This window comes from Pseudomonas shirazensis (genome assembly GCF_014268785.2).
Classification (GTDB): Bacteria; Pseudomonadota; Gammaproteobacteria; order Pseudomonadales; family Pseudomonadaceae; genus Aquipseudomonas; species Aquipseudomonas shirazensis.
This window is the reverse complement of the sequence record NZ_JABWRD020000002.1, coordinates 716,806-736,506: the sequence shown is the minus strand read 5'-3', so window position 1 is coordinate 736,506 and position 19,701 is coordinate 716,806. Positions and strand designations below refer to the sequence as shown.

General features: G+C 62.7%; 18 protein-coding genes. 7 read left to right on the top strand and 11 right to left on the bottom strand.

The genetic code is table 11. The annotated features are described in order from the left end of the window. The first annotated feature begins 94 nt into the window (after window positions 1-94). The 7 genes from cobG (at window position 95) to HU736_RS14635 (ending at window position 6,623) form a co-directional block, all read left to right on the top strand. Window positions 95-1,426, top strand: coding sequence for a precorrin-3B synthase (gene cobG / locus HU736_RS14665; protein ID WP_437180460.1), 1,332 nt, complete (start codon window positions 95-97; stop codon window positions 1,424-1,426). Continuing rightward, window positions 1,419-2,045: a precorrin-8X methylmutase gene (locus HU736_RS14660; protein WP_103435893.1), complete on the top strand. Its 627-nt coding sequence runs from the start codon at window positions 1,419-1,421 to the stop codon at window positions 2,043-2,045. The genes cobG and HU736_RS14660 overlap by 8 nt, the downstream gene beginning before the upstream one ends. After that, window positions 2,042-2,776 carry a precorrin-2 C(20)-methyltransferase gene (locus tag HU736_RS14655; protein ID WP_186700604.1) on the top strand — a complete coding sequence of 245 codons (735 nt, stop codon included), beginning with the start codon at window positions 2,042-2,044 and terminating at the stop codon, window positions 2,774-2,776. The genes HU736_RS14660 and HU736_RS14655 overlap by 4 nt, the downstream gene beginning before the upstream one ends. After that, window positions 2,764-4,470: a precorrin-3B C(17)-methyltransferase gene (cobJ, locus tag HU736_RS14650; protein ID WP_186700602.1), complete on the top strand. Its 1,707-nt coding sequence runs from the start codon at window positions 2,764-2,766 to the stop codon at window positions 4,468-4,470. The genes HU736_RS14655 and cobJ overlap by 13 nt, the downstream gene beginning before the upstream one ends. A 95-nt stretch (window positions 4,471-4,565) precedes the next feature. Next, the gene (locus HU736_RS14645; RefSeq protein ID WP_186700600.1) at window positions 4,566-5,255 is read left to right on the top strand and encodes a hypothetical protein; all 690 of its coding nucleotides are present in this window, start codon (window positions 4,566-4,568) and stop codon (window positions 5,253-5,255) included. A 60-nt stretch (window positions 5,256-5,315) separates the two neighbouring features. Continuing rightward, window positions 5,316-5,990 carry a hypothetical protein gene (locus HU736_RS14640; protein ID WP_186700598.1) on the top strand — a complete coding sequence of 225 codons (675 nt, stop codon included), beginning with the start codon at window positions 5,316-5,318 and terminating at the stop codon, window positions 5,988-5,990. 9 nt (window positions 5,991-5,999) lie between these two features. Beyond that, the gene (locus HU736_RS14635; protein ID WP_186700596.1) at window positions 6,000-6,623 is read left to right on the top strand and encodes a hypothetical protein; all 624 of its coding nucleotides are present in this window, start codon (window positions 6,000-6,002) and stop codon (window positions 6,621-6,623) included. On the opposite strand, the gene HU736_RS14630 is transcribed toward HU736_RS14635, so the two are convergent. The 11 genes from HU736_RS14630 to aroQ all read right to left on the bottom strand — a co-directional run bounded on the left by HU736_RS14630 (window position 6,620) and on the right by aroQ (window position 19,654). Beyond that, window positions 6,620-7,216, bottom strand: a complete 597-nt coding sequence (locus HU736_RS14630) for a MarC family protein (RefSeq protein ID WP_103435899.1) — start codon at window positions 7,214-7,216, stop codon at window positions 6,620-6,622. The two genes, HU736_RS14635 and HU736_RS14630, sit on opposite strands and share 4 nt — an antisense overlap. Before the next feature lie 95 nt (window positions 7,217-7,311). Then, entirely contained in the window at window positions 7,312-10,089 is a 2,778-nt protein-coding gene (locus HU736_RS14625) for a hybrid sensor histidine kinase/response regulator (protein WP_186700594.1), read from the bottom strand. 139 nt (window positions 10,090-10,228) lie between these two features. Further along, on the bottom strand, window positions 10,229-11,521 hold the full coding sequence (gene purD / locus HU736_RS14620) for a phosphoribosylamine--glycine ligase (protein WP_103435901.1): 1,293 nt from the start codon (window positions 11,519-11,521) through the stop codon (window positions 10,229-10,231). Between the two features lie 108 nt (window positions 11,522-11,629). Then, window positions 11,630-13,237 (bottom strand): bifunctional phosphoribosylaminoimidazolecarboxamide formyltransferase/IMP cyclohydrolase, encoded by a 1,608-nt coding sequence (gene purH, locus HU736_RS14615; protein ID WP_103438686.1) that lies wholly within the window; start codon window positions 13,235-13,237, stop codon window positions 11,630-11,632. Between the two features lie 79 nt (window positions 13,238-13,316). After that, window positions 13,317-13,637 carry a DNA-binding transcriptional regulator Fis gene (fis, locus tag HU736_RS14610; protein ID WP_101316071.1) on the bottom strand — a complete coding sequence of 107 codons (321 nt, stop codon included), beginning with the start codon at window positions 13,635-13,637 and terminating at the stop codon, window positions 13,317-13,319. Next, a complete protein-coding gene (dusB, locus tag HU736_RS14605) occupies window positions 13,634-14,647 on the bottom strand; it encodes a tRNA dihydrouridine synthase DusB (RefSeq protein WP_101316073.1) in 1,014 nt (337 codons plus the stop codon). Before dusB ends, fis begins: the two co-directional genes overlap by 4 nt. A gap of 173 nt (window positions 14,648-14,820) precedes the next feature. Next, a complete protein-coding gene (locus HU736_RS14600) occupies window positions 14,821-16,182 on the bottom strand; it encodes a DUF3426 domain-containing protein (protein WP_186700592.1) in 1,362 nt (453 codons plus the stop codon). 28 nt (window positions 16,183-16,210) lie between these two features. Next, window positions 16,211-17,104, bottom strand: a complete 894-nt coding sequence (prmA, locus tag HU736_RS14595; RefSeq protein ID WP_103435904.1) for a 50S ribosomal protein L11 methyltransferase — start codon at window positions 17,102-17,104, stop codon at window positions 16,211-16,213. A 165-nt stretch (window positions 17,105-17,269) separates the two neighbouring features. After that, window positions 17,270-18,625: an acetyl-CoA carboxylase biotin carboxylase subunit gene (gene accC / locus HU736_RS14590; RefSeq protein WP_186700589.1), complete on the bottom strand. Its 1,356-nt coding sequence runs from the start codon at window positions 18,623-18,625 to the stop codon at window positions 17,270-17,272. A 17-nt stretch (window positions 18,626-18,642) separates the two neighbouring features. Then, window positions 18,643-19,101 carry an acetyl-CoA carboxylase biotin carboxyl carrier protein gene (gene accB, locus HU736_RS14585; RefSeq protein WP_103435906.1) on the bottom strand — a complete coding sequence of 153 codons (459 nt, stop codon included), beginning with the start codon at window positions 19,099-19,101 and terminating at the stop codon, window positions 18,643-18,645. Window positions 19,102-19,201: 100 nt separating this feature from the next. Further along, a complete protein-coding gene (aroQ, locus tag HU736_RS14580) occupies window positions 19,202-19,654 on the bottom strand; it encodes a type II 3-dehydroquinate dehydratase (RefSeq protein WP_103435907.1) in 453 nt (150 codons plus the stop codon). Window positions 19,655-19,701 lie beyond the last annotated feature (47 nt).

Genomic DNA, 19,701 nt, shown 5'->3' with positions numbered 1-19,701 from the left:
GCAAATTCACACGATCTTCGACCGCCGGTTTTTCATGCCGTCGAGCAAAGCAGGCATAATACCGCGCCTTCTACACTCAAGCGCACTTTGACGATTGCCGGATGCCTTCTTGAACCCGCCCCTAGACCCTGCCGTTTCGCCCCGCCCCTCGGCCTGCCCGGGGTTGTGGCGCATCGTCGCCGCCCGCGATGGCGGCATCTGCCGGATCAAGCTGCCGGGTGGCCTGCTGCTGGCCGATCAGGCCGACGCTGTGGCCGAGGCTGCCGAGCGCTTTGCCGGCGGTGTGATCGAGGCGACCAACCGCGGCAATCTGCAGATTCGCGGGGTGGGCGTGCAGCATGCGGCCCTGATCGAGCATTTGCTGGCGGCTGGCCTTGGCCCGCACCAGGCGGCTGGCGACGATGTCCGCAACCTGATGCTGAGCCCGCTGGCCGGGCGCGACCCGGCCATGCTGCTGGATACCCGGCCGCTGGCCGGGCAGATCCTCGAGATGCTCGAAAGCACGCCGCATCTGCATCAACTTTCGGCCAAGTTTGCCGTGCAGTTGGATGGCGCTGAGCACCTGGCCATGCTCGAACACCCGCATGACCTGTGGCTGTCGCCGCTGCAACTGGAGCAGCAGACCTGGCTGGCCTTCGGGCTGGCCGGTTGCCCAGGCACCGATCAGCCGCTGGGCGCGGTGCCGTTGGCCGCTGGGCTGGCGCTGACCCGGGCGGTGCTGGAGCGTTTTCTCCATTTAGCCAGCTCTGAGCAGTCGCGTATGCGCCAGTTGCTGCAGACCTGCCCGGTCGAGCATTTCGTCGAAGGCCTCGGCATCGAGCTGCGGCGCGACCCGCCAGTGCTCCAATGGCGGCGGGCCAAGGCCTGTACTAACTGGCTCGGGCCGTTGGCGCAAGCCCAGGGCACTGCGCTTGGCGTTGCCCCACCGCTGGGTCGCTTGACCCCGGCGATGCTGCGTGGCGCCGCCCAGGTAGCGCGCGTTTGTGGTGACGGTGAATTGCACTTGAGTCCTTGGCAGAGCCTGGTGTTGAGCAGCATCGCAACAAGTCAATTGCAGGCCGCCCAGGCCCAGTTGCAGGCGCTCGGCCTGGTCTGCTCCAGCCGCGAGCCACTGGCACGAGTGACCGCCTGCAGCGGCGCCAGCGGTTGTGCCAAGGCACTGGCCGAGACCAAGGCCGATGCCGTCCAGCTCGCCGCGCTGATTGCGCCCGGCGCACCGGCCAGCGTGCACCTCAGCGGCTGTCCGCGCTCCTGCGCTGTGGCCCATGTCGCCCCGGCGACCTTGCTGGCCCGTTCGCCGGGCCGCTACGACCTTTATTTGCGTGACGCGCAGCAGCCCGGCTTTGGTGCCCTGCGCGCAACCGACCTTACCTTGAAAGCAGCAGGCGCCATGCTCGACCTGCCCACGGAGCACCTTGATGATTGACTACATTCGCGATGGTCAGGAGATCTATCGCAATTCCTTCCGGATCATCCGCGAGGAGGCCCGCCTGGAGCGGATCCCGGCTGATCTGGAAAAGCTCGCGGTGCGGGTGATTCACGCCTGCGGCATGGTCGAGGCGATCGATGGTCTGCAGTTTTCCGCGGGCGCCGGCACTGCCGGGCGCGAAGCCCTGGCCAAGGGCGCGCCGATTCTGTGTGACGCGCACATGGTTGCCGAGGGCATCACCCGCGCCAGGCTGCCGGCCAACAACCCGGTGATCTGCACCCTGCGCGACCCGCGCGTGCCGGCGATGGCCAAAGAGCAGGGCAATACTCGCTCGGCAGTCGCGCTGGAGCTGTGGCGCGAGCACCTGGAAGGCAGCGTGGTGGTCATCGGTAACGCACCGACGGCGCTGTTCTACCTGCTTGAGATGATCGACGCGGGTGCCCCGAAACCAGCGCTGATTCTTGGCTTCCCGGTAGGCTTCGTCGGCGCTGCCGAGTCCAAGGCGATGCTGGCTGCCGACAGCCGCGGCGTGCCGTTCGTGATCATGCAGGGCCGCCTCGGCGGCAGCGCAATGGCCGCCGCCGCAGTCAACTCGCTGGCCACGGAGGTGGAATGATGAACCCACGCGGACGACTGTTCGGCCTTGGCGTTGGCCCCGGCGACCCGGAGCTGATCACGGTCAAGGCGCTGCGCCTGCTGCGCGAGGCGCCGGTGGTGGCTTACTTCGTCGCCAAGGGCAAACGCGGCAATGCCTTCGGCATCATCGAGGCACACCTGCAGGCGCAGCAGACCTTGCTGCCCTTGGTCTACCCAGTGACTACCGAGGCGCTGCCGGCGCCGCTGTCGTACGAGCAGGTGATCAGCGATTTCTACGATGAAGCGGCCGAGCAGGTGGCTGCGCATCTGGATGCCGGCCGCGATGTGGCAGTTATCTGTGAAGGCGACCCGTTCTTCTACGGCTCGTACATGTACCTGCACGATCGGCTGGCGCAGCGCTTCGAGGCCGAGGTGATCCCCGGTGTCTGCTCGATGCTTGGCGGCGCCTCGGTGCTTGGCGCGCCGCTGGTCTACCGCAACCAGACCCTGACCGTATTGTCCGGTGTGTTGCCTGCCGAAGAGCTCAAGCGGCGGCTGGCCGACGCCGATGCGGCGGTGATCATGAAGCTTGGGCGTAACTTCCCCAAGGTGCGCCAGGTGCTGGCTGAGCTGGGGTTGGATCAGCGTGCGCTGTACGTCGAGCGCGCGACCATGGCCAACCAGAAGATCGTTGCGCTGGACGCGGTCGATCCGCAGTCTTCGCCCTACTTTTCGCTGATCATCGTGCCGGGTGAAAAATGGCAGGGCTGAACCTACGCAAAGCGCCGGCCATCATCATCCTCGGCCAGGCCAGCCTGGCTACTGCGCAGCGCCTCCAGCAACTGTATCCCGAGGCCAGCATCCATGGCCTGAATGGCCGGGTCGCGGGCGCCGACAGTGGCTATGAATCATTTGGCAGCACCTTGCGCGAGCTGTATCTGCAAGACACGCCGATCATTGCCCTGTGTGCTGCCGGCATCGTCATCCGCAGCCTGGCCAGCGTGCTGAGCGACAAGGATGTCGAGCCTCCGGTACTGGTGGTTGCGGAAGATGGCAGTGCCGTAGTGCCGTTGCTCGGCGGCCTCGGCGGGGTCAACGTGATGGCGCGCGAGATCGGCGCGGCGTTGTCGGTCGCTGCCGCGATCACCACGAGTGGTGAACTGCGTTTTGGCACCTGCCTGCTCAATCCGCCGGTTGGCTATGCCTTGGCAGACCTGGAGCAGGGCAAGCGCTTTGTCTCCGACCTGCTGGCCGGTCAGAGCGTGCGTATCGAGGGTGATGCGCCGTGGCTTGCGCAGGCGCAACTGCCCGCCGATGCGGCAGCGCAACGAACCATTCACGTGGGCTGCGAAGCGCGCCCCGCCAGCCGTGACGAACTGCTGATCCATCCACGTTCGGTGCTGGTCGCCGTCAGTGCCGAGTCTGCCGAGCTTGCCGAACACGTGCGCGCGGCTCTGCGCGAGGCCAATATTGCCGAGCCAGCGCTGGCGTGCCTGCTTGCCAGTGACCAGCACATGGCCCTGCCGGGTCTGCACCAGGCGGCGCAGCAACTCGGTGTCGCACTGCGCTTTGCCGCGTCGGCAGTGAGCCTGGCCGAGATGGTCGAACAGAGCGTGCCTGGCGCCCGCTTGAGTGAACACTCGGGGTTGTTGGTGGCAGTTGCCAGCGCGCCCATCGACCCTGCTCAGGTCGGTCGCGGTCGTGGCCGGCTGGCAGTGATCGGCCTCGGCCCCGGCGCGGCCGAACTGATGGTGCCTGCAGTCAAGCGCGAACTGAGCCTGGCCGAGGATGTGCTCGGTTACGAAACCTACGTGCGTATGGCTGGCCCGTTCCGCCCGGATCAGGTGCTGCACAACACCGACAACCGCGAAGAAATGCAGCGCGCCCGGCATGCCTTTGAGCTGGCCGCACAGGGCCGTTCGGTCGTGGTGGTGTCGTCGGGTGATCCCGGCGTGTTCGCCATGGCAGCCGCCGTGCTCGAGGCCTTGCACGAGTCGACCGACCCGGCCTGGCATCAGGTCGATCTGCAGATCCTCCCTGGCGTATCGGCATCGTTGGCTACCGCTGCTCAGGCTGGCGCGCCGCTGGGGCATGACTTCTGCGTGATGTCGCTGTCGGACAACCTCAAACCCTGGTCGATCATCGAGACACGCCTGGACCTTGCCGCCCAGGCTGATCTGGTGCTGGCGTTCTATAACCCGATTTCGAAAGCCAGACCCTGGCAATTGGGTGTAGCGCTGGACGTCGTGCGCCGTCATCGCTCAGGCGCCACGCCGGTAGTCCTTGGTCGCGATATTGGTAGGCCAGGGCAGACGCTGCGCGTAGTCACACTGGCCGAACTGCTGCCAGAAATGGTCGACATGCGCACCATGGTGTTGGTCGGGTCTTCTACAACCTGCACGTTACCGCGTGCTGACGGTGGCACCTGGGTCTACACCCCGCGCTGGTACCCGGCACGGAGCTGATGTCCTGCGGAAATCCTGCAGCGCTGTTTGCCTAGTGGTATCCCCATAGGGTGGTAGCCCCTGAATCGCAGGGGCTACCACTGAGGGTTTTCGCCATGTCTGACATCAACAACATCCAAAGCTCCAATACCGCCATTCTGGTTCAGGATTCGCTGCTCGCCTGCGGTGCCGGGATGTCCTTGCAAAGCCGCAACGATGTCAAAAATGCCTTCCATTTCGCCACCCTGGTGGCCGACAAACGGTATGACCCGCAAGTGCAGAGCAAAGCTTGGTACGACCAGTTTTTGAAGGTCATGCAGGATTGCGGCTTTGTTGCCGCGCGCCGCAGCTTCGAACTGGAAACCGCATCTTCGGTGACCGTCACCGTCGGTGCCGTGGTGTTCCGCATTATGGCCGCTGCCGGTACTGCGGTGCTGGGCGGACCTATCGGTGACGCATTGGGCACACTTGCAAAAAAGGCGATGGAAAAACTCGGCTCCATCGAAGGCGAGAAGCGGGTGTTCATCACCGATCGCAAGAACAAGCAAAGCGGCATGGTCGGACTGGGCGCGTGCATGGAGACGCCGGACGGCGAAGTGGTGCTGGTGATGAGCTGCGTCAACGCCGCCGCGCCAAAGGCCAACACCGATCTGCTTGGCGTGGAGTGGAACATTACTTCCTCGGAGTACTACGCCGGCAGCGCAGTGTTGTCGCTCAACCGAACTATCTACGACCGCGTACGTGATCACGTCGAGAACAAGCTCGGGGTGCGTTCCGTTGAAGACATTCTCGAATACGAGATCTGATTAGGCTGGCGGCGACCTAGGTCGCTGTCACTCCAGCGTCTTGCAGATAGCAGGCATCCCATGCAAACACAAAATCAATCTCTAGTGCTGGTAGCCGGAACAGCTTTGTTGATTGCTCCTCAGATCACTGCTGCGCAACGTCAGGCCGCCATCGATTGCTTGCTCTACGCGCAGTTGATCGCGAACAAGCGTGCAGGCAATCGCTTTGCACAGCCGTCCATCTGGTATCGCGCTTATCGAGCGGTGTATGGCGAGATCAAGTGGCTTGTGACTGGTCAGGCCCATGATACGCAAAACGTCACGGCCATCACTGAGCTGGTAATTTCTGAGCCGCTTCAGGCCTGGCTCGGGCAGGCCGGAATCGACGGCGTTCAGGTCTTGCGCAGGGCTATCGGAGGCCTGCGCCACCATTGCGCAGGGCAGCGACAGCTCGAAGGCTTCATTTGTCCGGTGGATAGATTGCAGCAACCTGTAGTGCTGGAAATCGGGCTGCTGGACGCGCAGGCGCATCTGCATTTGTGCAGCCTGACCTGGCAATGCACGGCCTCTGTCGAGGGGACGATGCAACCCAGCCTGGACGAAATGGCAGCGTTGCCGGCAGAGGTTCAATTGCGCTGTATCTCGCTGGTGTGCGACGTGCAGGCATTCGAACCCATGCGTAGCAAGTTACATACGCTGATAGCCAGTAAACAACAGCAGACCCCATACGTGCTCGACTTGGGAACTACCGCATAGGAGAACATTATGGTGAACAACCAAGCGGCATTGATTGGCTCATCGATCGTGAGTTTTCTGCCTGGCCTTGATCTGCAACAGCGTGATGCGGTGAAGACGGCGGTTGCGTTGGCTGAGCGTGCCACCCTGAGCGTGTTCAATGATGGTCTGATCGAGGACTGGCTGAGCTACTTTCGCAATCAGCTCAAGTTCATGGGCTGGGATGCGGTGTCGGCTGAAGACATTCACTGGCCGTCTGACAAACGGCCGAAACTGGTCGACAAGGCACTGCAGACCATCGCGGTTACGGCAGGTGAACATTTTGCCGAATCGACCAAGTTCGCCTTGAGCCGGCTGATGGCCAATCCGACCACGCTGCGCTCATTCGAGCGAAAAGCCGCAGAGCGTCAGTGCATTCAATTTCTGCCCTGTGCGCCGGCCGGCAACGGTCGGGTCGACATGGTCCTATACTTCGAGAATGACAAGAAGTCGAGCTTCTCGACGGGCTTCATGGATCGCAAGCGTAGCTACCGAAACGTGCGCGCCGAGCTGGTTCGGTTCAATGCTCGTGCGTTCATCAGTACTTACCTGCCCAAGGTTCTGGCTGGCGAGGTGAAGCAAGCGCTGCTGAATATCGAGGACTATCAAACCTAACTCAGCAAGTAGCCCTTGATCCCGGTAAAGATGATCTGCGCAGCCAGGGCACAGACGAACAGCCCCATCAAGCGGCTGACGATCTGCAAGCCCTGGTCACCCAGGATTCGTTCGATACGGTGCGAGAGGTACAGCACCAGGCCGACAGTGAAACTGGCCAGAGCAATACTGACGATTGCCAGTAGCTTGTCATCCCAGTGCGGCTGGCTGACGCCCATCACCAGCAGCGCGCCGATGGTGCCGGGGCCGACGGTCAGCGGGATGGTCAGCGGTACGATGGTTACGTCCTGCTGTACGTTATCGCTCTGCACCGCCGGCTTGCCCTGGGCCATGCCCAGCGCAGAAATGAACAACACACTGCCGGCACCGATACGAAAGGCGTCGGCAGTGATGCCGAACACGCCGAAGATCACCCGGCCAAACAGGTACAACAGCACGCTGGCAATGAGCACGGCAATCGCCACGCGCCAGGCCAGTTGCTTGCGCTCCTTGCTGGAGTGGCCGCGGGTCAGGCTGATGAAGCAGGACAGCACGAAGAACGGGCTGTAGAGCACGAGCATCTTCAGGTAAACGCTGAACAACTCATGAAGCATGGCCAGGATCCATGGCGAAGGGATGGGTGCGGCAAGTGTATCAGCCGCTCAGGCGGTGGGTTTGAGCTTTGCCCGGTTGCACTCAGCGCTGCCGGTCATGATGCATCCACCTCAGCGGCTCTCGCCTCGCGCTGCCCGGCCCAGTACTGGACCAGTTCGCGCAGTTGCGACAGCTCGACCGGCTTGGCCATGTGGCCGTCCATACCAGCCAGGCGTGCACGTTCCTTGTGCTCGCTGAGGATGTGGGCGGTCAGAGCGACAACCGGCGTGCGCTGGCGCTGGTTGGCCGCCTCCCACTCGCGCAGGCGAATGGTTGCTGAGAATCCATCCAGCACGGGCATCTCGCAATCCATCAAGACCAGATCGTAGCGACGAGCCTGCATGGCCTGCAGGGCCTCCTCGCCATTGCTGGCGGTATCAGGTTCGAGGTTGAGCTTGCCGAGCATGCCACGGATGACCTTGGTCGAAATGCTGTTGTCTTCGGCAACCAGCACGTGGAAGTCGGCTGGAACTTCCAGTGTCGCCGGCGGCATGCCCAGCGCGGCCGGCGGCGTGGCCTGCTCACGTCCGCGCTGGGCCAGCTCTTCGGCCAGGGTGGTCTTCAAGGTGTAGCCGGCCACCGGCTTGGCGAGGATGCGCTTGACGCCGGCGTTGCGCGCGATGACCTTGCTCGGGGCGTTGCTGATGCCGGTCAGCATCACCACCAGGATGTCGTGGTTGAGGCTTGGGTCTTCCTTGATCTTGGCTGCCAGTTGCATGCCGGTCATGCCGGGCATGTTCTGGTCGAGCAGGACCGCGTCGAAATAGTCGCGCAGGTGCGCCTTGGTACGCAGCAGGGCGAGCGCTTCCTTGCCCGACGGCACGGCACTGACATTCATCCCCCAGGCGCTGCATTGCTGCACCAGGACCTTGCGACAGGTGTCGTTATCGTCGACCACCAGTACTCGTGCGTCGCGCAGCGGGCCGTCCAGGTCGGCCGGTGGCTGCTCCAGACGTGACGGGTCGAGCGGCAGGGTCAACCACAGGGTGTTGCCCATGTTGCTGCTGCTCTTGATGCCGAATTCGCCCTGCATCAGACCAATCAATTGTTTGGCGATCACCAGCCCCAGATGGCCGCCGAGCTTGTTGCTGGAGAGAAACTGATGGCTGTGCAGCTCGGCCTGCAGCAAGGCTTCGCGCTCGGCCGGTGGCATGGCGCTGCCGCTGTCTTGGACGGCAATGCGCAGGCGAGGCAGCTCGCCGCGTTGATCCAGCGCCACCACCAACAGGATTTCGCCCTGCTCGGTGTTTTTCAGCGCGTTTTCCAGCAGGCTGGAAAGGGCCTGACGCAAGCGCGTCGGGTCGCCGCTGATCACCCGCGGGACTTGCGGTTGGGTAAAGCTGATCAGCTCGATGTTGCGTTGTTCGGCCTTGGCCCGAAAGATATTCAGGCAGTCTTCGATCAAGGCGTTGAGGTCGAACTGCACATCGTCCAGCTCGATCTGCCGCGACTCCAGCTTGGAGATGTCGAGAATCTCGTTGATCAAGGTCAGCAGCTCGTTGCCGGCGCTGTGGATGGTCTGCACGTAGTCGCGCTGCTTGACCGATAGCGGCGTCCCCAGCAACAGCTCGGTCATGCCCAGCACGCCGTTCATCGGGGTGCGGATTTCATGGCTGATCTTGGCCAGGAACTCGGCCTTGGCGTTAAGCTCGGCGTCGCTGGCTGCCAGCGCGCGGCTGGCGCGGAAGCGGTCCTCGTTGATGCGTCGCAAGCGTTCACTCACTGCCAGGTTGAGCAGCAGGCCGCTGCTTACCGCCAGTGCCATCAGAATGCACAGCAACCATGGCGTCGGCGTGCGGGTCAGGCCGAGCAACGCTGGCAGCAACACCAGCCCGCCGAGGTTGTACACCAGCATCGCCAAGGCGAACAAACGTGCCGGGCTGTAGCCCTTGTACCAGTGATAGCTGCTGACCAGCAGCATGCTTGCGCTGCCAATCGCGAGCAGGGCGTAGGTCATCAGGTTTAGCGGCAGGGTGTCGACGAACAGCAGGATCAGGCTGCTGACGCCAACCAACAGCATCTCGCCCTGCAACAGCCGATTCAGCCGCGGCGAATTGCCGGTACTGAAAAAGTGCTGGGTGAAGTACAGACCGGCCAGCCCGGCCATGACCAGGGTCAGGTAGGCGGCAGGCGTCTGTGCACTGTGCCAGACGTGCCACCAGGGGCCGCTGAGGTTGAGCAGGATCAGCGCGCTGAGCAGCATCAGGCCGTGGTAAAGGGCAAGAATCAGGGTGGTGCTCGAGCGCACGTAGAGGAAGCGGATCACGTTGTGCAGGATCAGCATAACCAGACCGCCGAACAACAGGCCGAACAACAGCAGCAAGTGTTGGTCACCCGCAGCCTCGGCAGCAGACAGCAGGCTGATGGCTGGGCGCAATTGGTGTTCCGAGACCAGGTGCAGGTAGACGTCCAGTGGTTGGCTGCTGTTGGGTAAAGTCAGCAAGTGGTCACTGCCGAGCAGGGTCGGCTCGCTGACGGTGTTGGCCTGCGGACCATGGTGGCGCTGGCGCAGCAGTTTGTCACCGTTGAGCACATACAGATCGAGGCGGGACAGGTCGGGAGCGAAGATGCGCAGCAGGCGTTGCTGGTCATTCGGTTCCAGCCGGTAGTGCAGCCAGAGCGCTTGATCAGGCTCGGCAGCCTCCAGCTCGTTGAGCTGGAGCGGACTGAATTGGTTGCGGTAGCGTTCGGAGCGAACGTCGCTCAGTTGCAGGTTGGCCTGTTCATCGAGCAGCAGCGACCAGCCAGCACCTTGCTCGGCCGAGGCCGGCGGCAGGCAGAGCAGGGTCAGCAAGCTGACGAACAGGGCAAGGGCAATCCGAAGCCGACGCAAGACGAGATCCTTTCTTAGCGGGTGTGCCGAAGCACAACTATGCGCGGCGTGTGAAGGCGAAGGCAAGGCCCATCGGCATCCTGTCGACGAGCCGAAGGCCGTGCACCAAAGGGTGTCACGGCCATTCGCCAAAGCGCTGTTACTGCGCCTCACCACGCTCGCGGGCAATGGCCCGGTAGCCGATGTCGGTGCGGTAGAAGCTACCGTCCCAGCTGACTTCCTTGGCCAGGCGGTAAGCCTGTTCCTGGGCCTGAGCGACGGTCTGACCGAGGGCAGTGGCGCACAGCACGCGACCGCCGTTGGTCACGATCTGGCCGTCCTGCAGCGCAGTGCCAGCATGGAAGACCTTGCCTTCCAGCTTGGCCGCAGCGTCGAGGCCATGAATGGTAGCGCCCTTGGCGTAGTCGGCCGGGTAACCGCCGGCAGCCAGCACCACACCCAGGCTTGGCCGCGGGTCCCATTGTGCTTCGACCTTGTTCAAGGCCTTGGCGAAGGCGGCTTCGATCAACAGCACCAGGCTCGACTCCAGGCGCAGCATGACTGGCTGGGTTTCCGGGTCGCCGAAGCGGCAGTTGAACTCGATCACCTTGGGGTTACCGGCCTTGTCGATCATCAACCCGGCGTACAGGAAGCCGGTGTAGACGTTGCCTTCGGCGGCCATGCCGCGCACGGTCGGCCAGATCACCTGGTCCATCACCCGCTGGTGCACTTCGGCGGTAACCACCGGGGCTGGCGAGTAGGCGCCCATGCCGCCGGTGTTCGGCCCGCTGTCGCCGTCGCCGACGCGCTTGTGGTCCTGGCTGGTCGCCATCGGCAGCACGTTTTCACCGTCGACCATGACGATGAAGCTGGCTTCTTCGCCGTCGAGGAACTCTTCGATGACGACCCGCGAACCTGCATCACCAAAGGCGTTACCGGCGAGCATGTCGCGCACGGCGTCCTCGGCTTCCTGCAAGCTCATGGCAACGATCACGCCTTTGCCCGCAGCAAGGCCGTCGGCCTTGATCACGATCGGCGCGCCGACCTTTTGCAGGTAGGCCAGGGCTGGCTCGACTTCGGTGAAGTTCTGGTAATCAGCGGTAGGGATCTGGTGACGGGCCAGGAAGTCCTTGGTGAATGCCTTGGAGCCTTCAAGCTGCGCAGCGCCCTTGGTTGGGCCAAAGCAGTCGAGCTTGCGGCTGCGGAACAGGTCGACGACGCCGGCAACCAGTGGCGCTTCCGGGCCGACGATGGTCAGGTCGACGTTCTGCTCGGCGAAATCGGCCAACTGCTCCAGAGCGGTCACCTGGATGTCGACGTTCTCGCATTTGGCTTCGGTGGCGGTGCCAGCGTTGCCTGGGGCGACGAAGACTTTTTCGACGCGTGGGTCCTGGGCAACTTTCCAGGCCAGGGCGTGTTCACGGCCGCCGTTGCCGATGATCAAAACTTTCATGTCTAAAACCTCGAAAACTGTTTAGCGACGACCCCAGACGCTTTTCTGTAGGAGTGGCCTTGCGTCGCGAAAGGCCGCTCCTACAGGGGTGCGGTGGGGCGGGCGAAATTAGTGGCGGAAGTGGCGCATGCCGGTGAATACCATGGCGATGCCGGCTTCGTCGGCAGCAGCGATCACTTCAGCATCGCGCATCGAACCACCTGGCTGGATCACTGCAGTGATGCCTGCCTTGGCAGCGTTGTCGATGCCGTCGCGGAACGGGAAGAACGCGTCCGAGGCCATGACCGCACCTTGTACTTGCAGGCCAGCATGCTCGGCTTTGATTGCAGCAATGCGTGCCGAGTTGACGCGGCTCATCTGGCCAGCACCGACACCGATGGTCTGGCGCTGCTTGGCGTAGACGATAGCGTTGGACTTAACGAACTTGGCTACTTTCCAGGCGAAGATCAGGTCGTGAATTTCCTGCTCGCTCGGCGCGCGCTGGGTAACGATCTTCAGATCGTCGGCGCTGATCATGCCGATATCGCGGCTCTGCACCAGCAGGCCACCGTTGACCCGCTTGAAGTCCCAGCCAGCGCTGCGCTCGGCTGGCCACTCGCCGCACTCGAGCAGACGCACGTTCTGCTTGGCGGCTACTACGTCACGGGCAGCCTGGGAGATCTTCGGCGCAATGATCACTTCAACGAACTGACGCTCGACGATGGCCTTGGCGGTCTCGCCGTCCAGCTCGCGGTTGAAGGCGATGATGCCGCCGAAGGCCGACTCGGTGTCGGTGGCGTAAGCCAGTTCGTAGGCCTGACGAATGCCGCCTTCGTTTTCCGGAACCACGGCAACGCCGCACGGGTTGGCGTGCTTGACGATCACGCAGGCCGGCTTGACGAAGCTCTTGACGCACTCGAGGGCGGCATCGGTGTCGGCCACGTTGTTGAACGACAGCTCTTTGCCCTGCAGCTGGGTGGCGGTAGAGATGCTCGCTTCGCCCTTGTTCGCTTCAACGTAGAACGCCGCGTTCTGGTGCGGGTTCTCGCCGTAGCGCATTTCCTGGGTTTTGACGAACTGGCTGTTGAAGGTGCGCGGGAACAGGCTGCGGTCGGAAGTCGACAGGGTCTCGGCAGCCTGGTTCACGGTGCCCATGTAGTTGGCGATCATACCGTCGTAGGCGGCGGTGTGCTCGAACGCCTTGAGCATCAGGTCGAAGCGCTGAGCGTAGGTCAGGCCACCGGCCTTGAGGCTTTCGAGGACCTGGCCGTAGTCACCGGCGTTGACCACGATGGCCACGTCCTTGTGGTTCTTGGCTGCCGAGCGAACCATGGTCGGGCCGCCGATATCGATGTTCTCGATTGCGGTCGGCAGGTCGCAGCCAGGCTTGGCGATGGTGGCTTCGAACGGGTACAGGTTGACTGCCACCAGGTCGATTGGCTTGATGCCGTGCTCGTTCATGATCGCGTCGTCGGTGCCACGCCGACCGAGGATGCCACCGTGGATTTTTGGATGCAGGGTCTTCACCCGGCCGTCCATCATTTCAGCGAAGCCGGTGTAGTCGGCCACTTCCACCGCGTCGACGCCATTGTCCTTGAGCAGCTTGTAGGTGCCACCGGTGGACAGGATCTCGACGCCGAGCTGTTGCAGCTCGCGAGCGAATTCGAGGATCCCGGTCTTGTCGGAGACGCTGATCAGGGCGCGGCGGATCGGCAGGCGGGTAGTCTGGTCGGTCATTTCGGATTCCATAACGCGGTGGAGTCAGCAAAAAAGGCGCCTCCTGCGGGAGCCGCCTTTTCTGATTGGGATTCTGGCCTTAGAGCAAATCGTACTGCTTGAGCTTCTTGCGCAGGGTGCCACGGTTGAGTCCGAGCATCTCGCTGGCTTTGGTCTGGTTGCCCTTGACGTAATTCATCACACTTTCGAGCAACGGCGCCTCGACCTCCGAGAGCACCAGGTTGTACACGTCCGTGACGGAGGCGCCTTCGAGGTGGGCGAAGTAGTTGTGCAGCGCCTTCTCGACGCTGTCGCGCAGGGTCTGGCCCTCCTCGCTCGGCGTATTCAGGTGCTGCTTGAGGTTGGCGTTGTCGCTCACGGGCGTTGTTCCACTCACTAAAGTCTCGGTCATCATCGTCATGCGGCCACCCCTTGTTCGTCCTTTGTTTCAAGGCTCTGTCGGCATTCGGAGAAAAACTCGCGAACGTTGGCGCATTGCGCGTGTGTCTCATCCAAAGCGTTGAACCGGGAGCGGAACTCCTTGCCGCCGGGTCGGGTTGCCAGATACCAGCCAACGTGCTTTCGGGCGATACGTACGCCCATTACATCGCCGTAGAAGGCATGCAGCGCGGCCAGGTGCTCCAGCAAAATGCGTTCAACTTCGTCCAGCCCTGGCGCCGGCAAGTATTCACCGGTCTGCAGGTAATGCTCGATCTCGCGGAAGATCCACGGCCGGCCTTGGGCCGCACGGCCAATCAGCAGGCCGTCGGCACCGGTGGCATGCAGCACCGCCCGGGCTTTTTCTGGCGAGGTGATATCGCCATTGGCAAAGACCGGGATCGACACTGCCTGCTTGATCGCAGCAATGGTGTCGTACTCGGCTTCACCGGTGTACAGGTCGGCGCGTGTGCGGCCATGCACCGCAAGCGCCTGGATGCCGGCCTGTTCGGCAATTTTTGCCACGTTCAGGCCGTTCTTGCTCGAACGGTCCCAGCCGGTACGAATCTTCAGGGTCACCGGGACATCCACTGCACCAATGACGGCATCGAGGATCTCGCTGACCAGCACTTCATCTCTCAATAAAGCAGAGCCTGCAGCTTTGTTGCAGACTTTTTTTGCCGGGCAACCCATGTTGATGTCGATGATCTGCGCGCCGGCCTCGACATTGGCCCGGGCCGCCGCCGCCATCATCTGTGCGTCACCCCCGGCGATCTGTACCGAGCGCGGCTCGGGATCACCTTCATGGATGCGACGCAAACGTGACTTGCGGCTGTCCCACAGGCTCATGTCGCTACTGACCATCTCCGACACCACCATGCCTGCGCCCAAGCGCTGGCAAAGCGTGCGGAAAGGCTGGTCCGTAACCCCGGCCATAGGCGCAAGGATCAGGTTGTTGCGAAGCGTATATGGGCCGATGCGTACCGCCGACATAGGTGTTCCCTGTTGTGGGGCCGAATCATTGAGGTCAAAAAGGGTGGGCATAATACCCGCTCTGGATGACTGGATAAAGGTCAATTTGGATAAAATCTGAACAGCTGCGGCCTTATGCCTAGCAGTTCTGGACAAGCTGCAGGCGCCGGTAAACCGGCGTCTGCAGGCAATTGTCACTCCGGCGAGCGGAAGCTCAGGCTGTAGTTGACGGCCTTGGGGCCCGGGTCGAGGATATCCAGGGCGATATGGATAGGCGTCTGGCTGGGCATTTCGCCGCGCCCGGCCAATTCACCGGAGAGGTACTCGCTGGGTTTGAAACGACGACTGGCAATCGACTGGCCGTTGAGGTCGGCAAAGCGCAGTTCCAGCAATGGGAACGGTTGGGCAAACGGCGCGCGGTTGTAGATGATCGCGTCGACGATCAGGGCGCCCTTGAAGTCCGGATGGCTGCGCACCACCAGGTTGCTGCTCTTGATCCGGGCAATGTCGACCCGGGTCGGCACCTTGCAGCCCAGCGTCGGGCACAGTTGCTGGAACCACGGCCGGTACTGGTCCTGGCGGGCCATTTCGTCGAAGTGGAACCACACGTACTGAAAGGCCAGCAAGCCGGCGGCAAGCAGGGTCAGCGTGCCCCACAGCAAGCGCTTGCCCCAGTTGACCTGGGGTTTTTGCCAGTCCAGCTGGAGCGGGTCGTCGACCACATCGATCAGCGGCTCCTTGCGCCGGTTGGCGCGGCTGTTCAGGCCCGGTTCGATACGCTCATCGAGCGGCTGCTCACGTTCATCGTCGTGGGCGTCCAGCGCTGACAGGTTTTCCTTGCGGCGGCCATCATCGAGCGCCGACAGGCCGCTTACAACAGTGTCATGGCCGTCGTCGGCGGCCAGAGACTCGCGGCTCAGCGCTTCGGCTGCGGTCAACGGCGCGCCCAGCGTGGGCTGCTGGCGGCTGGGTTGATCGTCCGGGTCAAGCACCAGGCCAATGCTTGGCTCGGTGCGCTCGCGGGGCGATGGCTCGTGCTCAAAGGCTTCCTGCTCAAACAGCTCTTGCTCAAGCGCTTCGGGCTCGATCAGCGGCGGCTCGAGGACCAGCGGTGAAGGCTCGCTCAGAGGCTCATCGGTGGCGTTACCGAACGGGCGGCCGACGTCTTCGTCCGGGTCGTGCACCTCGCGCACTGCCTGCAGGGCATCGCTGCGCGCCTCGCTGTGGCCTTCGCTGGCCCGATCGCGACGCTCCAGATTGGCTAATGCCTGGTCCAGGTCGATTTCGTCAAAGGCCTGAGCGCTGGCCTGCCAGTCGTCCTGGCTCGGCGCCGGCCCAGCAGGCGCTGGTGCTTCGACCGGGGTAGCCAGCTCCGGCTGCGCAGGCGCCGTCTCGGCAGTGGCTACGCGGTTTTGCTCGAGCAGTTGCTTGGCGGCGTTGAACACTTGCAGACACTGGCCGCAGCGAACCACCCCGCGGGCCACGCTCAATTGATGATGCGTGACGCGAAAGCTGGTCTGGCAATGCGGGCACTGGGTGACGAAACTGTCGGTCATGCGGCGATCCGGGGGGCTGTGCAGGTGATTATTTCAGGCCTGCCGAGCGACGGCGGCCACTGATGCGAACCCAGCCGTCGCGGACGACGATCGGGTCCAGGTCAAAGTCTGCAGCATACGCGGCGGCGACTTCTTCACCCTGTTCGGCGAGGATTCCCGACAACGCCAGCAGGCCGCCCGGTCGTACCAGACCCGACAACTGCGGCGCCAGCGAGACCAGTGGCCCAGCCAGAATGTTGGCCACCAGCACGTCGGCCTGCATCGCCGGCATGTCTTCAGGCAGGTACAGCGGAAAGCGCTCGGCTTCGATACCGTTGCGTCCGGCGTTGTCGCGCGAAGCTTCAAGCGCCTGCACATCGATATCGGTACCGACCGCTTCGCGCGCGCCCAGCAGCAGCGCAGCGATGGCCAGAATGCCCGAGCCACAGCCGAAGTCCAGTACCTGCACGTCAGCCAGTTGCTGGCCGTCGAGCCACTCCAGGCACAGCGCGGTAGTCGGGTGGGTGCCGGTGCCGAACGCCAGGCCCGGGTCGAGCAGCAGGTTGACTGCTTCCGGCTCAGGGGCTGCGTGCCAGCTTGGCACGATCCACAGACGCTGGCCAAAACGCATGGGCTGGAAGTTGTCCATCCAGCTGCGTTCCCAGTCCTGGTCTTCGATGACTTCAGCCTGATGCTCGGGCAGCTCGGCGTTGGTCAGCAGGCGCAGGTGAGCGAATACCTGCTCAGGCTCGGCGTCGGCTTCGAACAGGGCCAGCAGGTGGGTGTGCGACCACAGCGGCGTGGTGTTGAGGTCCGGCTCGAAGATCGGCTGGTCTTCGGCGTCCATGAAGGTTACCGAGACAGCGCCTACTTCGAGCAGGGCATCTTCGTAGGTTTCGGCTTGTTCCGGGCTGATGGCCAGACGTACTTGCAGCCAGGGCATGGCGGGTACCTTAAAAAATCTGTGGGGGCAGCGATTGGGCTGCGCAAAGTAGGGCAGTTTACTTCAGTGTGTGCGGTTTGTGCGCGTGGCGAGGCAAGCGAGGTACGAGCGGCAATAAAAAACCCCGGCACAGGGCCGGGGTTTGTTCAGCGCATCACTTCAAGATCAATCCTGGTTGGCCAGTTTGTGCTCGAGGTAATGGATGTTGACGCCACCTTTGCAGAAACCTTCATCACGCACCAGGTCGCGGTGCAGCGGGATGTTGGTCTTGATACCGTCGACCACGATTTCGTCGAGGGCATTGCGCATGCGCGCCATGGCTTCGTCGCGATCCTTGCCGTAGGTGATCAGCTTGCCGATCAGCGAGTCATAGTTCGGCGGAACCGAATAGCCGCTGTACAGGTGCGAATCGACCCGCACGCCATTGCCGCCTGGGGCATGGAAGTGCTTGACGGTGCCTGGGCTCGGGATGAACTTGCGCGGGTCTTCAGCGTTGATCCGGCATTCCAGCGAGTGGCCGCGGATCACCACGTCATCCTGAGTGAACGACAGCTTGTTGCCAGCGGCGATGCTGAGCATCTCCTTGACGATGTCGATACCAGTGACCATTTCCGAAACCGGGTGCTCGACCTGAACACGGGTGTTCATTTCGATGAAGTAGAAGCGGCCGTTCTCGTAGAGGAACTCGAACGTCCCGGCACCACGGTAACCGATGTCGATGCACGCCTTGACACAGCGGGCGAAGACTTCCTGACGCGCTTGCTCGTCGATGCCCGGAGCCGGTGCTTCTTCGAGAACCTTCTGGTGACGGCGCTGCAGCGAGCAGTCACGGTCGCCGAGATGGATTGCCTGGCCCTGGCCGTCGGACAGCACCTGGACTTCCACGTGACGTGGGTTGGTCAGGAACTTCTCGAGGTAGACCATCGGATTGCCGAACGCAGCACCGGCTTCGGTACGGGTCAGCTTGGCCGAAGCGATCAGGTCTTCTTCCTTGTGCACCACGCGCATGCCGCGACCACCGCCGCCGCCAGCGGCTTTGATGATCACCGGGTAGCCGACTTCACGGCCGATGCGCAGGGCTTCTTCTTCGTCTTCCGGCAGTGGGCCGTCGGAGCCTGGTACGGTCGGTACGCCAGCTTCGATCATGGCTGCCTTGGCCGAAACCTTGTCGCCCATCAGGCGAATGGTGTCGGCTTTCGGGCCGATGAAGGCAAAGCCGGACTTCTCGACCTGCTCGGCGAAGTCAGCGTTCTCGGCGAGGAAGCCGTAGCCTGGGTGGATGGCGGTAGCGCCAGTCACTTCGGCGGCAGCGATGATCGCCGGGATGTGCAGGTAGGAATCCTTGGACGACGCAGGGCCGATGCAGACCGATTCGTCCGCCAGACCCAGGTGCATCAGCTCACGGTCAGCCGTGGAGTGCACAGCGACGGTCTTGATGCCGAGCTCTTTGCAGGCCCGCAGGATACGCAGGGCGATTTCGCCACGGTTGGCGATCAGGACTTTTTCCAGCTTCGCAGACATCGTTGGCTCTCCGAGGATCAAACGACGGTGAACAGCGGCTGGTCGAATTCAACCGGCTGACCGTCTTCCACCAGGATGGCGTCGATTACACCGCCGATTTCGGCTTCGATGTGGTTCATCATCTTCATCGCTTCGACGATGCACAGGGTGTCGCCTTTCTTGATGCTCTGCCCGACTTCAGCGAAGTTCGGCGAGGTCGGCGATGGCTTGCGGTAGAAGGTACCGACCATTGGCGAACGGACCACGGTGCCTTTGAGCACTGGCGCGGCGTCGGCAGCAGGGGCGGCAGCGGCAACCGGAGCAGGCGCAGCTACTGGAGCGGCGGCCATCGGTTGTGGCGCGAAGTACTGCTGAGCAGCTGGGGTCTTGCTGTGACGGCTGATGCGAACGGACTCTTCGCCTTCCTTGATCTCCAGTTCGTCGATGCCGGACTCTTCCAGCAGTTCGATCAGCTTTTTGACTTTACGGATATCCATTAATCAGCAACTCCCAAGGTTCGGTCGGGGACGTAAATTGAAAACGTGTCGAAAACGTTTCTCTATGACCTCGGCCCGGAGGGGCCAAGGCCTTGTTTCATCAGGGCTGTGCGCTTGCAGCCAGCTGTTCCAGAGCAGCTTCCAGGGCCAGTCGATAACCGCTGGCGCCGAGACCGCAGATCACCCCTACCGCAACGTCGGAGAAGTAGGAGTGATGCCGGAACGGTTCACGCTTGTGCACGTTGGACAGGTGCACTTCGATGAATGGGATGCTCACCGCCAGCAATGCGTCACGTAATGCGACGCTGGTGTGGGTGAAAGCAGCCGGATTGATCAGGATGAAATCGACGCCCTCGTTGCGCGCGGCGTGAATCCGATCGATCAGCTCATACTCGGCATTGCTCTGCAGGTACTGCAGATGGTGGCCTGCGGCACGGGCACGCTGCTCCAGATCCTGGTTGATCTGGGCGAGGGTGGCGGCACCGTAATGACCCGGCTCGCGGGTACCGAGCAGGTTGAGGTTGGGGCCGTGCAGCACCAGTAGGGTAGCCATCTGCGGGTTCCTTGGTCTTGTAGGGCAATACGACATGCGCGGCGACT